Raw genomic sequence first — 13,811 nt, forward strand, 5'->3', positions numbered from 1 at the left:
ACGCACCCGCGCGTTCCCAGCCCGCCCCGGCACCCTCTAGCCCGTCCGGCGCTTGAGGACGAGGCGCGGAGCGCCGATTCGGCGGAGGCCCGTCCCACCCGCACGGGACACTCACCCCATTCCAACCCGTCCGGCGCTTGAGGACGAGGCGCGGAGCGCCGACAGCGGGGGTCCGGGGGCGCAGCCCCCGGGTCGGGAAGGGGCGGGATTGGGGAGCCCCGCAGGGTTATACCGCCACCCGCCGCCACACCACCCGCTCATACGTCCCGGCGACCCCCGTCTCGTACAACAGGCCGACCGTCCCGGGCCCCACCTGGACCAGGTCCGAATAGCCGGCCCGGTCCTGGGACAGGGTGAGGAGCTTGCCGAAGGTCCGGCCCCCGTCGCGGCTGCGCCAGAGGGCCATGGCCTGCCGGGCGGTGGGCACGGAGGGGCCGGAGAAGAGCAGCGGCTCCCCCCAGCCCCGGAGCTGAAGCAGCCCGCCCTGCACGACGGGCACGTCGTTGAGGGAGGGCTGGACGGCGTAGGGCCGGTCGAGTGTGCGCCCGCCGTCGCTGGAGTAGCTGTCGAGCCGATTGCCCACGGCCACCCCGTGCTGATCCCGTGAGCTGAGGTACAACCGCCCGTCGGGAAGCTGCGCGGCCGCGGACTCGTTGGAGTTGTGCTCACCGTCATAGGAGTCGTCGACGAACCCGATGCGCCAGCTGAGCCCGTGGTCGTCGCTGTAGAGGGCGTGCCCGCCGTAGTACTTGGGCTCCTGCCCGGTGTCGGAGGAGCCGGGCGCGGGCGCGGCGGAGTGGTTGGCGGGCACGACGAGCCGCCCGGCGTACGGCCCGCGGGTGAGCGCGACGGCGTGCCCGGGCCCGGTCGCGTACCACCGCCACTGGGGCCGCTTCACGGCGGCGGTGATCTCGCGCGGCGCGGAGAACGTACGGCCGTCGTCCGCGCTGCTCTGCACGAAGGCCCGCCGGCTCTGCGCGGCCGTGACCTCGCCGCGCATGATCTGCCCCTCGGTGACGGCACCGCTGTTGTAGGAGGTGAGCAGCACGACGCGCCCGGTCACGGGGTCGACGACGGGCGCCGGGTTGCCGCGGGTGTCACCGCGCCCCGCGGCGACGACGGCGAGGGGGCCCCAGGTGCAGCCGCCGTCGGTGGAGCGCCGCAGGACGACGTCGATGTTGCCGGTGTCGGAGGCGCTGGCGCGCCGCCCCTCGGCGAAGGCGAGCAGGGTGCCGCGGTCGGTGCGGACGACGGCGGGGATGCGGAAGGTGTCGTAGCCGTTGGTGTCGGCGGTGTACGGCACGGAGGTGGCGCAGCCGGGGAGGAGGGGGGCGGGGGCGGCGCCCGGGCGGCTGAAGGCGGTGAGCGCGAGGGCGGCGGAGAGGGCGAGGGTGGCGGCGGTGAGGCGAGGGCGGCTGCGGCGGGGGGCTCGGAGGCTCCGGAGGCCCTGGAGACCTCGGAGGCCCGGGAGGCTGCGGAGGCTGCGGAGGCTGCGGAGGCTGCGGAGGCTGCGGAGGCTGCGGAGGCTGCGGAGGCTGCGGAGGCTGCGGAGGCTGCGGAGGCCCAGGATGCCTTGGTGTCCCGCAAGGCCCTGACGGCCCTGACGGCCCTCGCCGACCTCCCCGTCCCGGCCCGACAGCATGCTCCGAACGGGTGGACGTCGTCTCTGGATCACGCGGCTCGTACGGCTCATACGGCTCCTCACGACGGGACGTGGGACGTAGGACGTCGCGCGTGAAGCTAATGCGCCTCGGGCGGTACGACAATACCCCTGTGTAACGACGGAGTTGACGCTGTGTTGACGCAGGAGAGTGACGGAGGTGCTTCGGGGAGGGTGTCCCCGGCCTGAGGGAAGGTGTGACGCCGCCGGGATCGAGGGCCCCGGCCAGGGCACCGCGCGGGGCATCGGCCCCGGAACGACCCGCCGGAGCCGAGGCGCCCCTCAGCCCCCCTAACCCCCCTAACCCCCCGCCCCCGGCGTCACCAACCCCGACTCGTACCCCACGATCACCAGCTGCGCCCGGTCCCGCGCTCCCAGCTTCCCCATGATCCGGCTGACGTGGGTCTTCGCGGTCAGGGGGCTGAGCCCGAGCGCCTCCGCCACCTCGGTGTTGTTCAGGCCCCGCGCGACCAGCGTCAGGACCTGGCGTTCGCGGTCGGAGAGGGCGCCGAGCGCGGCGGGCGCGGGGGCTTCGGCGTGCGGGGGCTGCGGCTGGCGCAGCACCCGGGCGATGAGGCGTCCGGTGGGGCCCGGCGACAGGAGCGACTCGCCCGCGGCGACGGTACGGATGGCGTCGAGCAGCTCCGCGGGCTTGGTGTCCTTGACCAGGAAGCCGGACGCGCCCGCGCGCAGCGCCTCCACCACGTGCTCGTCGGTGTCGTACGTGGTGAGCATCAGGACCTTCACGCCCGCCAGGTCCTCGTCGGCGGCGATCAGGCGGGTGGCCTCGATGCCGTCGAGGTCGGGCATGCGGACGTCCATGACGACGAGGTCGGCCCGCTCGGCCCGGGCGAGGTCGACGGCCTCGCGGCCGGACCCGGCCTGCGCCACGACCTCCATGTCCCGTGCGGACTCCACGAGCATGGCGAAGGCCGCCCGCACCAGCGCCTGGTCGTCGGCGAGCAGTACCCGGATCATTCGGCTCACTCGGCTCTTCTCTCCTCGCCCAACGGCAGCACCGCCACCACCTCGAATCCCCGGCCCGCGCCCGTCCGCGGCCCCGCCTCCAACGTCCCGCCCACGCTCCGGGCGCGCTCCCGCATCCCGATGAGCCCGAACCCGGGCGCGTCCCCGGTTCCCGTGGGTCCGGTCCCGCTCCGGGACGGGGAGACGGCCCCGGGGCGGGACGGGGCCGTCTCCCCGTCCGGGTGCACAACGCCCCACGTGGCGGGCGGCGGCCCTCCGTTCGCCGTCGCCAGTGCGCCGGGAGCCGGGCCCGCCTTCCCGCCCGCCGACGTACCAGCGGCCGAAGCAACCGGTGCGGCCGAAGCAGCCGAAGCCCCCGCCCGACCGGCCGAGCCCGAAGGCGCCCCGGTGTCCCCCGGCACGAACCGCCCCCCGGCGGCTCCCGTCCCCGCGTCCCCGAAGCCCCCGGCGCCCGCCGAACCCCCGTCGTCCCGGACCGTCACCCTCAGCTCCCCGCCCTCCTCGCGTATCCCCACCGCCACACTCGGCCCCGGCCCGCCGTGCCGGACCGCGTTCGTCAGGGCCTCCTGGACGATGCGGTACGCCGCCGCGCCCACCGCGGGCGGCACCGGGGGGTCGGGGAGGCTGACCGCGAGGTCGACCTTCGCGCCCGCCGTGCGGGCCGCGTCCGCGAGGTCGACGAGGCCGTCGAGGCCGGGGAGGGGGCCGCGGGACTCGTCGGGGGCGTCGGCGGGTCCTGGGCCCGCGGTGCGCAGGACCTCCAGGGTGGCCCGGAGTTCGCCGCGCGCGGTGCGGCAGGTCTCGGCGATGTCGTCGAGGGCGCCGGCGATGGCGGCGCGGTCGAGGCGGTCGGGGTCGGCGGCGAGGACGTGCGCGGCGACCGAGGTCTGCACGCCGACCAGGGTGATGCTGTGCGCGAGCAGGTCGTGCAGGTCGCGGGCGACCCGAAGGCGCTCCTCGGCGACGCGCCGCCGCGCCTCCTCCTCGCGGGTGCGTTCGGCGCGCTCGGCGCGTTCGACGACGGAGGCGACGTACTGCCGGTGGACACGGACGTACGTACCGAAGACCAGCACGGCGACGATCCAGCCGGTGATCCGCACGACCTCGGTGACCGGGTCCCCGCCGACGCCCGAGTTGACGACGAGGATGATGCCGATGATGTGGACGCCGGTCAGGAGGGTGCGGCGGGGGCGCCCGGAGACGGCGACGGAGTAGAGGGCGACCATGCCGACGTGGGTCGCGGCCGCGTGGTCGTAGTCCAGGGCGTGGTACGGGCCGATGAGCGCCATGACGGCGAGCAGCACCGTCATGGGGCGTTCACGGCGCCAGATCAGCGGGACGTGGGCGGCCAGGAGGAGCGTCCAGCCGAGCGGGTCGGGGGTCCGGCCGTCCTGGAGGACCTGGGCGAGCACGGCGGCGAGGGCGGCGAGCAGCGCCGCGAGCAGCGCGTCCTCGCGCAGGGCGCGCCGCGACCCCGGCGCCGCTCCGGAGAACGGCCACCAGGGGCGCGAGGCGGACGGCGGGTTGGGCACGTCGTCGGCTCCCCCTTCTCGTACACGCGTCGCGGGTACGCCCATGTGTGGCCCTCATCTTCCTGTAGGGCGGCGCCCCTCCGACAGGGAGGGGCGCCGGACGGATGGGTTCAGCGAGCGTCGGGGGTCAGGGGGCGCGGACCAGTTCCGAGGCGCTGGGCTCGGGGGCCGGTGGCGGGGTCCGCCGCTTGGACAGCGGTCCCGGCCACCAGACCTTGTCGCCGAGGGCGAGGCTCGCGGACGTCACCAGGTACGTCCGCACCAGGAAGGTGTCCAGGAGCACGCCGACGGCGATGACGAAGCCGAGTTCGACGAGCTGGACCAGCGGCATGTTGGTGAGGACGGCGAACGTCGCGGCGAGGACGAGGCCCGCGGAGGCGATCACGCCGCCGGTGGTGCGCAGCGCGGTGAGCGCGGCCGTCCCGGTCTCCGCCCCGGCCAGGCACTCCTCCCGCATGCGGTGCATGAGGAAGATGCCGTAGTCGACGCCGAGGGCGACGAGGAAGCAGAAGGACAGCAGGCCGAGGCCCGGGTCGGTGCCCTCGAAGCCGAAGACGGGGCCGAAGACGAGCCCCGCGATGCCGAGGGAGGCGCCCCACACCGCGACGACCGCGAGCAGGAGCAGCAGCGGGGCGATCAGGGCGCGCAGCAGGACGACGAGGATGAGGAGGACCGCTGCCAGGACGATCGGGACCACCACCCACATGTCCCGCCGGTTGGTGTCCTTCAGGTCGATCTGTTCGGCGCTCGGCCCGCCGACGTACGCGCCTCCTGGGTCGAGCTTGTCGCGGAGCTTCTCGATGGTCGTGGTCTCCGCCGCCGTCTGCGGCGGGGCCTTGGCGACGACGGAGATCTCGGTCCACTGCCGCGAGCTCCGGCCGCGCTCGGCGCTGTCGACGCCGGGCACGCCCCGCGCGTCGGCGAGCACGCGGTCGGCGCGGTCGGTGGGCGCGATGACGCTGATGGGCTGGGTGCCGCGTTCGGGGTAGGCGGCGGCGAGGGTCTCCATCGCGGCGATGGAGTCGGGCTTGCTGGTGAAGGTGTCCTCCTGCTTGAGGTTGCCGGGCAGGGCGAAGGCGCCGAGGGCCAGGGCTCCGAGCAGGACGCCGCCGGACACGAGCACGGTGACGGGCCGGCGTCCGGCGGACGAACCCATCGACTGGAACAGGGACTTCCGCTTCTTCGGCTCGCTGCCGAACGCGGGCACCAGCGGCCAGAACACCCGCCGCCCGAGGAGCACGAGCAGCGCGGGCAGCAGCGTCAGCATGGCGACGAGCGCGCACAGCACGCCGACGGCGCCCAGCGGCCCCATGCCCCGGCTGCTGTTGAGGTCGGCGGCCAGCAGGCAGAGCAGGCCCGCGGCGACGGTGCCGGAGGAAGCGATGACGGCGGGCCCGCAGCCGCGCAGGGCGGTGCGCATGGCGTCGTACGGCCGCTCGAAGCGGCGCAGTTCCTCGCGGTAGCGGGAGACGATCAGCAGGGCGTAGTCGGTGCCCGCGCCGAAGACGAGGATGGTCATGATGCCCGAGCTCTGGCCGCTGACCGAGGTGTCGAAGGCCTGGTTGAGTCCGTAGGCGACGCCCATGGAGAGGTAGTTGGCGACTCCGGCGACGACGAGCGGCACCAGCCACAGGAGCGGGCTGCGGTAGATCAGGATGAGCAGGATCGCGACGACGCCGACGGTGGTGTAGAGCAGCGGGCCGTCCAGGGAGCCGTAGACCTCGCTGGCGTCGGTGGCGAGCGCGCCGGACCCGCCGACGTCGACCTTCAGGCCGTCCGTGCTGCCGGGGCCGCCGGGAGCCTTCACGATGTCCCGTACGTCGTTGACGAAGGCGTCCCGCTTCTCCTCGTCCGTGCCCGGCGCGTTGGTCGCGACCGGGTACATGAGGGTCGCCCCGTCCTTCGACGCCACCCCCGTGGGCGTCGCGACGAGCTTGAACTCACGTCCTACGGCGTCCGCTTGCTCCGCCGCGGTCTTCCGGTCGGCCGCGCTGAGGCCGCCGTCGCGGTGGTAGACGAGCACCAGCTCGGTGGTCTCGCCGCCGGGCAGCCGCTCCTGGACCTTGGCGACCTGCGTGGAGTCGGCGCTCGCGGGCAGATAGTCCACGGCCCGGTCGCGCTGGACGTCCCCGAGCTTCCCGGCGAACGGGCCGGCGAGCGCGAGCACGGCGACCCACAGGCCGAGCAGCACCCAGGGCACGGCGCGTGGCCGTCGGCGCTTCGTCGTTGATGCGGCCCCCATCGGTGGGCCTCCCTCCGTGGCGGTGTCTGGTGGCTTGCGCCTTCCAGGCTTCCGCCGCGAGGGGATCGATTCGTCGCGCCCGAGGGCGAGTTGGGTGTTACACCCGGGGGTGGCGCCGGGCCTTCGTTACTCCCTGGGGAGTACGTCAGCTGGGCGTCCGCGTCGCCGCCACCAGCAGCCGTGCCACGTCGTCGGGGTCGATGGTCAGCGCGCAGCCCGCGGTGGCGAGCACATCGCGTTCGGCGGGCGTGTACGGCCCGTCGGCGAGCGCGATCCGCGCGCCCTGCAGGAGCAGCGCCTCGCGTCCGGCGGGCGCGAGGTGCGGGGCCAGCGGGCCGAGCGCCTCGTGGAGTTCGATGGCGAGGCCGGGCACGCAGTCGGGGTCGCCGAGGCGGCCGGTGTCGGCGGCGAGTGCCTCGATGAGGGCGGCGAGGCGCTCCTCGGTGCAGTCGTCGAAGCCGGCGCCGCGCAGGGTGGTGACGGCCGCGTCGAGGGCGGTGCGGGAGGTGCTGCCGCCGCTGGTGAGGACGGCGAGGACGACGGTGTGCACGGCGTCGCGGAGCATCGCGGAGAGGCGGACGGTCGTGGGGTGGTCGAGGGCGTCGACGCCGAAGTGGTCCTGGCAGGCGGCGCATTCGACGACCGGCCCGGCCTCGCCGCGGGAGAACAGCGGCACGCCGAGGAGCACGAAGCGGCGGCGGCCGGTGCGGCGCTGGTAGTTGCGGTCACCGCCACAGCCGGGGCAGAAGAACTCGCCGTCGCAGACGGTGGTCCAGACGGTGCGGGTGCCGATCAGGCGGGGGCCGCGGCCGCGGTGCGCCAGCCGCGCGAAGACCCGGGGGCGGCCGGTGTCGCGGGCGCCCGGATCGCCCAGTGGTGCGGTCCTGCCGAAGATGCGGGATTCCCGGCCTTTTCGTCCCCGATCTGGCAGCACCACGCACCTCCATGACGCCGCGGCAGCCCTGCCGCGTTGGCGTGATGTTAGCCACATCCGTGATGCCGCGTCAGTACCCCGTACGGGAGATGGCCGGTTGCTGGCCTGGACCAGCCCCCGGACACGCGGCGGCCCCGCCCGCCACGAGGGCGGACGGGGCCGAGAAAGCACCGGTCGAACGGGAGTCCGGCGGGATCAGCGGGCCGCGCGGTTGACGGCGGAGACGACGGCCTTCATGGAGGCACGTGTCGTATTCGCGTCGATGCCCACGCCCCACAGGACACGGTCGCCGATGGCGCACTCGATGTAGGAGGCGGCCTGCGCGGAGGCGCCCTCGCTCATCGTGTGCTCCTGGTAGTCGAGCAGGCGCAGGTCGATGCCGACGATGGACTGCAGGGCGTTGAAGAACGCGGAGATCGGGCCGTTGCCGGAGCCGGTCAGGGTGATGTCGGCGCCGTCGACGGTGGCCTCGACGGTGAGGGTGTCGGTGCCGTCGACGTCCGTGATCGTCTGGCCGTTCTTGACCTGGATGCGGCCCCAGGGCTTGTCGGGGTTGGGCAGGTACTCGTCCTGGAAGACGCTCCAGATCGCGTCGGGGGTGACTTCGCCGCCCTCGCTGTCGGTCTTCGTCTGGATGATCTTCGAGAACTCGATCTGCATGCGCCGCGGCAGGTCCAGCTTGTGGTCGTTCTTCAGGACGTACGCGACGCCGCCCTTGCCGGACTGGGAGTTGACGCGGATGACGGCCTCGTAGGAGCGGCCGACGTCCTTGGGGTCGATGGGCAGGTACGGCACGGCCCACTCGATGTCGTCGACGGTCTTGCCCGCGGCGGTGGCCCGGGCCTCCATCGAGTCGAAGCCCTTCTTGATGGCGTCCTGGTGGGAGCCGGAGAAGGCGGTGTAGACCAGGTCGCCCGCGTAGGGGTGGCGCGGGTGGACCTCCATGCGCGTGCAGTACTCGTACACGCGGCGGACCTCGTCGATGTCGGAGAAGTCGATCTGCGGGTCCACGCCCTGGCTGAACAGGTTCATGCCCAGCGCGACCAGGTCGACGTTGCCGGTGCGCTCGCCCTGGCCGAACAGGCAGCCCTCGACGCGGTCGCCGCCCGCCATCACGGCGAGTTCGGCGGCGGCGATGGCGGTGCCGCGGTCGTTGTGGGGGTGGATGGACAGGCAGACGTACTGGCGCCGGGACAGATTCCGGGACATCCACTCGAAGCGGTCCGCGTGCGTGGAGGGCGTCGAACGCTCCACGGTGGCGGGCAGGTTGAGGATGATCTCGCGGTCGGCGTCGGGCTGCCAGACGTCCATGACGCCCTCGCAGACCTCCAGGGCGAAGTCCAGCTCGGTGTCGGTGAAGATCTCCGGGCTGTACTGGTAGCCGAACACGGTGTCCTGGTCGAGGATCTTGTCGGCGTACTCCATGACCAGGCGGGTGCCGTCGACGGCGATCTGCTTGACGGCGTCGCGGGAGCCGCGGAAGACGACCTCGCGCCAGACCGGCGCGGTGGCGTTGTACAGGTGCACGTTGGCGCGCTTGGCGCCCTTCAGGGACTCCACGGTGCGCTCGATCAGCTCTTCGCGCGCCTGCGTGAGCACGGAGATCGTCACGTCGTCGGGGATGGCGTTCTCGTCCTCGACGATGGAGCGCACGAAGTCGAAGTCGGTCTGTCCCGAGGACGGGAAGCCGACCTCGATCTCCTTGTAGCCCATGCGTACCAGCAGGTCGAACATGGCGCGCTTGCGGGCGGGCGACATCGGGTCGATGAGCGCCTGGTTGCCGTCGCGCAGGTCGGTGGACAGCCAGCGGGGGGCGACCGTGATGCGCTGGTCGGGCCAGGTCCGGTCGGGGATGTCCACCTGCTCGTACTTGCCGTACTTGTGGATCGGCATGGAGCTGGGGCGTTGGAAGTTCGGCATAGTGTGCGGGGCTCCTCGGGAGGTCCGGAAGGACGGCCGACGGTCTAGCACAGCACCGAACTCCGCGGGGAGGGGGTCGGCCTCTGCTACAGGCCCTCGCCGCGGCAGCTAAGGAGAAGCAGCCCGAAACGCATGATGCGGGGCAGCCTAGCCGAGGTCCACGGAATGCGCGGGCGCGTATCAGTATGCGGGACCGCAGGGACGTAACGGACAAAACGTGCCGTATATCACCTAGGGAGGGTGGCGTAGACCCGTATACGGCTATTTCACCAATCATGGTGGCAGCTAGTGACAGCGGCATGACCCAGTGCCACATTGCCGCACATGACCGCCAACCCAGCGGGTTTCGAGCCCGTTTTCTGCACGATCGTGCCACCCGTCGTCCTGGACCAGCTCGCCCGGTCCTCGGACCCCGCGCTCTCCCGGGCCGCCCGCCGCACCCTCCAGCGCGACGCCTACGAGCGCACCCAGCGTCGTCTGACCACGGTCATCGGCGCCCCGTCGATCGCCGCGCCGAAGGGCGCCGAGGCGGGCAAGCCGCACCGCACCATCCACGACGCCAAGCACAGGACGGATCTGCCCGGCCGCAAGGTGCGCGGCGAGGGCGACAAGCCCGGCAAGGACGCCACCGTCAACCGCGCGTACGCCGGCCTCGGCGCGACCTTCGAGGTGTTCTTCAAGCACTTCGAGCGCGACTCGATCGACGGCGGCGGCCTGCCGCTGAACGCGACCGTCCACTACGGCGAGGAGTACGGGAACGCCTTCTGGAACGGCGAGCAGATGGTGTTCGGCGACGGTGACGGCGAGATCTTCCTCGACTTCACCATCCCCGTGGACGTCATCGGCCACGAGCTGACCCACGGCGTCGTCCAGTACACCGCGAACCTCACGTACTTCGGCCAGCCCGGAGCCCTCAACGAGTCCATGGCGGACGTCTTCGGCTCGCTGATCAAGCAGTACACCCTCGGCCAGACCGCCGACCAGGCCGACTGGCTGATCGGCGCGGGCCTGCTCGCCGAGCGCGTCACCGGCAAGGCGCTGCGCTCCATGAAGGAGCCCGGCACGGCATACGACGACGACGTGCTCGGCAAGGACCCGCAGCCCGCCGACATGGACCACTACGTCCGCACCGGCCGCGACAACGGCGGCGTGCACATCAACTCCGGCATCCCCAACCGCGCCTTCTACCTCCTCGCCGACGCGCTCGGCGGGCACGCCTGGGAGCGGGCGGGACAGATCTGGTACGCCGTCCTGACCGGCGGTGAGCTGGCCCAGGACGCCTCCTTCACGGACTTCGCGAAGCTGACGGTGGCGGCGGCCCGCGCCAAGTACGGCGACGGCGAGGAGCTCAAGGCCGTCCTGGACGCCTGGTCCCAGGTCAAGGTGCCCGCCACCTGATCCGGCCGTGGCCGGCGGCCCGTCTGGCGGGCCGCCGGTGCCTGGAGTAGACAGGACCCATGCGTATCCAGGTGAAGCGCACCGGAGGTTTCGCGGGCATCGACCGGCACGCGGAGGTCGACACCACCGCGCGGCCCGACGCCCAGGAGTGGCACGCCCTGGCCGAGCGGGCGGCGGCCGACGGCCGGGGCACGCCCCCCGTGGGGGTGCCCGACGGGTTCAGCTACCAGATCACCCTCGACGACCGGACCGTGTACTGCGCGGACCCCCGGCTCACGGAGGACCAGCGGACGCTGATCACGCGGGTGCTCAAGGAGGGCTCGTAGCGGTATCGGGCGCCGGGAAGCAGCGGTACCGGGTGCCGGGAAACCGTCTGCCGCACGGGCGTTGACTTCCGTACCGGCCGGTACGGATGATCGCGCGCATGGCGACGACGCGCGCACCGCTGCCCCGCTTCCCCCACGACTTCCTGTGGGGGGTGTCCACATCGGCCCACCAGATCGAGGGCGCCGCCGACGAGCGCGGCCCCTCGGTGTGGGACGCCTTCACCGCCCGGCCCGGCACCGTCAAGGACGGCACGACGGCCGCCGTGGCCTGCGACCACGTCCGCCGCTACCGCGAGGACGTCGCCCTGATCCGCGACCTCGGCGTGGGCGCGTACCGCTTCTCCGTCTCCTGGCCGCGGGTGCTGCCGCAGGGCAGCGGTGAGGTCAGCGAGCGGGGCCTGGACTTCTACGACCGCCTCGTGGACGAGCTGTGCGCCGCGGGCGTACGTCCCGTGCCGACGCTCTTCCACTGGGACACGCCGCTCGCCGTGGCGGAGGCGGGCGGCTGGCTCGCCCGGGACACCGCGCACCGGTTCGCGGAGTACGCCGCCGTGGTGGCCGCCCGCATCGGGGACCGCGTACCGAAGTGGATCACGCTCAACGAGCCCGCCGAGCACACCCTCCTCGGCCACGCCCTCGGGCAGCACGCCCCCGGCGAGCAGCTCCTCTTCGACGCCCTGCCCGCCGCCCACCACCAGCTCCTCGGCCACGGGCTCGCGGTGCGCGCGCTGCGGGCCGCGGGCGCGGGCGACATCGGTGTGGCGAACTCCCACGGGCCGACCTGGGCCGCCTCCGACGCCGCCGCGGACCGCGAGGCCGCGGACCTCTACGACGTGCTCCTCAACCGGCTGTTCTCCGACCCGCTGATCGCCGGGCGCTACCCGGAAGTGATCGCCGAGCTCCTCGGCGCCGAAGTCCCCGACCTGGACGGTGACTTGAAGGTCATCGCGGAGCCGATCGACTGGTACGGGATCAACTTCTACCAGCCCACGAAGGTGGGGGCGCCCCTCGCTGAGCCCGCCGCCACCGAGTTCTCCGGCCTCACCCTGCCCCCCGAACTCCCCTTCTCCCCGCGGCCGATCGAGGGCCACCCCACCACGTCCTTCGGCTGGCCCGTCGTCCCCGACGCCCTGACCGAGCTCCTCCTCGCCCTCCGCGACCGCTACGCCGACCGGCTCCCGCCCCTCCTCATCACCGAGAACGGCTGCTCCTACGACGGCCTGGACGACCAGGAGCGCATCAGCTACCTCGACGGTCATCTGCGCGCCCTGCACCGCGCGCTGGAGGCCGGGGTCGACGTCCGCGGCTACTTCGTCTGGTCCCTCCTCGACAACTTCGAGTGGGCCGAGGGGTACGCGCAGCGGTTCGGGCTCGTCCACGTGGACCACGCCACGCAGGCCCGGACGCCGAAGGCGTCGTACGGGTGGCTGCGGCAGGAGTTGCTCGCGCAGAACGCCCCAGTCCCGCCCCTTCCCGATCCTGGGGCTCCGCCCCAGACCCCGCTCCTCAAACGCCGGAGGGGCTGAGAATCTCACCGGAGCGGCGAAGCTTCGCCGGTGCAGTCAAGTTCCAGCCCGCCCCGGCAAGATTTCAGCCCGTCCGGCGCTTGAGGACGAGGCGCGGAGCGCCGATCAGCGGGGGTCCAGGGGGCGCAGCCCCGGTTTCGGAGAAGGGGCGGGACTGGGGCGCACCCGCGAGGTCAGAAGCCCAGCTTGCGCAGCTGGCGCGGGTCGCGCTGCCAGTCCTTGGCCACCTTGACGTGCAGGTCGAGGTAGACGGGCGTACCGAGGAGCGCCTCGATCTGCTTGCGGGACTTGATCCCGACGTCCTTCAGCCGCTTGCCCTTGGGACCGATGATGATCCCCTTCTGGCTGGGCCGCTCGATGTACACGAAGGCGTGGATGTCGAGGAGCGGCTTGTCGGCGGGCCGGTCCTCGCGGGGCAGCATCTCCTCGACGACCACGGCGATGGAGTGCGGCAACTCGTCCCGCACGCCCTCAAGAGCCGCCTCACGGATCAGCTCGGCCACCATGACCTGCTCGGGCTCGTCGGTGAGATCCCCCTCGGGGTAGAGGGCGGGCCCCTCCGGCAGGAGGGGGACGAGGAGGTCGGCGAGCAGGTCGACCTGCTTCTCGCCGACCGCCGAGACGGGCACGATCTCGGCCCACTCGAAGCCCAGCTCCTTGCCGAGCTGGTCGATGGCGATGAGCTGCTCGGCGAGGGCCTTGCTGTCGACGAGGTCGGTCTTCGTGACGATCGCGATCTTCGGCGTCTTCTTGATCGACGCCAGCTCCTTGGCGATGAACCGGTCACCGGGCCCGAGCTTCTCGTTGGCGGGCAGACAGAACCCGATGACGTCGACCTCGGCCCAGGTGGCGCGGACCACGTCGTTGAGCCGCTCGCCGAGCAGCGTGCGGGGCTTGTGCAGACCGGGGGTGTCGACCAGGATCAGCTGGGCCTCGGGGCGGTGCACGATGCCGCGCACGGTGTGCCGCGTCGTCTGCGGCCGGTTCGAGGTGATCGCCACCTTCTTGCCGACCAGAGCGTTCGTGAGGGTGGACTTGCCCGCGTTGGGGCGGCCTACGAAGCAGGCGAAACCGGCGCGGTGGGCGGCCTGCTCGGACGGCTCGGGTGAAGGGGTACGCACGCTCATGGCGTCCATTGTCCCTGATCTTTTCGGGCGGGGGCGCCCTGGGCGGTGCCCGTCGGCTGGGGCTGCGCCCCTTTCCCCGCCCTTTCGGCGCTGCGCGCCTCGCCCTCAAACGCCGGGCGGGCTGTCCCCCGCCCACCCGCCCCGGCAACGTCTCAGCCC

The 13,811-nt window shown here is 72.8% G+C and carries 10 protein-coding genes; 3 read left to right on the forward strand and 7 right to left on the reverse strand.

Translation table 11 applies throughout. From position 1 onward, the window contains the following. Nucleotides 1-226 precede the first annotated feature (226 nt). From ACZ6BG_RS04110 to leuA, 6 genes are all read right to left on the reverse strand, one after another. Complete coding sequence (locus ACZ6BG_RS04110) at nucleotides 227-1,303, reverse strand: sialidase family protein (RefSeq protein WP_468996640.1); 1,077 nt, start codon at nucleotides 1,301-1,303, stop codon at nucleotides 227-229. 657 nt (nucleotides 1,304-1,960) lie between these two features. Continuing rightward, on the reverse strand, nucleotides 1,961-2,638 hold the full coding sequence (locus tag ACZ6BG_RS04115) for a response regulator transcription factor (protein ID WP_468997916.1): 678 nt from the start codon (nucleotides 2,636-2,638) through the stop codon (nucleotides 1,961-1,963). 5 nt (nucleotides 2,639-2,643) lie between these two features. Next, the gene (locus ACZ6BG_RS04120; protein ID WP_468996642.1) at nucleotides 2,644-4,179 is read right to left on the reverse strand and encodes a sensor histidine kinase; all 1,536 of its coding nucleotides are present in this window, start codon (nucleotides 4,177-4,179) and stop codon (nucleotides 2,644-2,646) included. Nucleotides 4,180-4,306: 127 nt separating this feature from the next. Next, nucleotides 4,307-6,421, reverse strand: a complete 2,115-nt coding sequence (locus tag ACZ6BG_RS04125; protein WP_468996644.1) for an MMPL family transporter — start codon at nucleotides 6,419-6,421, stop codon at nucleotides 4,307-4,309. 145 nt (nucleotides 6,422-6,566) lie between these two features. Next, the gene (locus ACZ6BG_RS04130; RefSeq protein ID WP_468997919.1) at nucleotides 6,567-7,244 is read right to left on the reverse strand and encodes a TerB family tellurite resistance protein; all 678 of its coding nucleotides are present in this window, start codon (nucleotides 7,242-7,244) and stop codon (nucleotides 6,567-6,569) included. A 306-nt stretch (nucleotides 7,245-7,550) separates the two neighbouring features. Further along, complete coding sequence (leuA, locus tag ACZ6BG_RS04135) at nucleotides 7,551-9,275, reverse strand: 2-isopropylmalate synthase (RefSeq protein ID WP_468996646.1); 1,725 nt, start codon at nucleotides 9,273-9,275, stop codon at nucleotides 7,551-7,553. A gap of 324 nt (nucleotides 9,276-9,599) precedes the next feature. Between leuA and ACZ6BG_RS04140 the strand changes: the two genes are divergently transcribed. The 3 genes from ACZ6BG_RS04140 (at nucleotide 9,600) to ACZ6BG_RS04150 (ending at nucleotide 12,525) form a co-directional block, all read left to right on the forward strand. Beyond that, entirely contained in the window at nucleotides 9,600-10,673 is a 1,074-nt protein-coding gene (locus ACZ6BG_RS04140; protein WP_468996648.1) for a M4 family metallopeptidase, read from the forward strand. Between the two features lie 59 nt (nucleotides 10,674-10,732). Beyond that, on the forward strand, nucleotides 10,733-10,999 hold the full coding sequence (locus ACZ6BG_RS04145; protein ID WP_468996650.1) for a protealysin inhibitor emfourin: 267 nt from the start codon (nucleotides 10,733-10,735) through the stop codon (nucleotides 10,997-10,999). 86 nt (nucleotides 11,000-11,085) lie between these two features. Further along, the gene (locus tag ACZ6BG_RS04150) at nucleotides 11,086-12,525 is read left to right on the forward strand and encodes a GH1 family beta-glucosidase (protein WP_468996652.1); all 1,440 of its coding nucleotides are present in this window, start codon (nucleotides 11,086-11,088) and stop codon (nucleotides 12,523-12,525) included. A 173-nt stretch (nucleotides 12,526-12,698) separates the two neighbouring features. Here ACZ6BG_RS04150 and era read toward each other — a convergent pair whose 3' ends face one another. Next, a complete protein-coding gene (gene era / locus ACZ6BG_RS04155) occupies nucleotides 12,699-13,661 on the reverse strand; it encodes a GTPase Era (protein ID WP_468996654.1) in 963 nt (320 codons plus the stop codon). Nucleotides 13,662-13,811 lie beyond the last annotated feature (150 nt).

It is taken from the genome of Streptomyces sp. NPDC041205 (genome assembly GCF_055591765.1).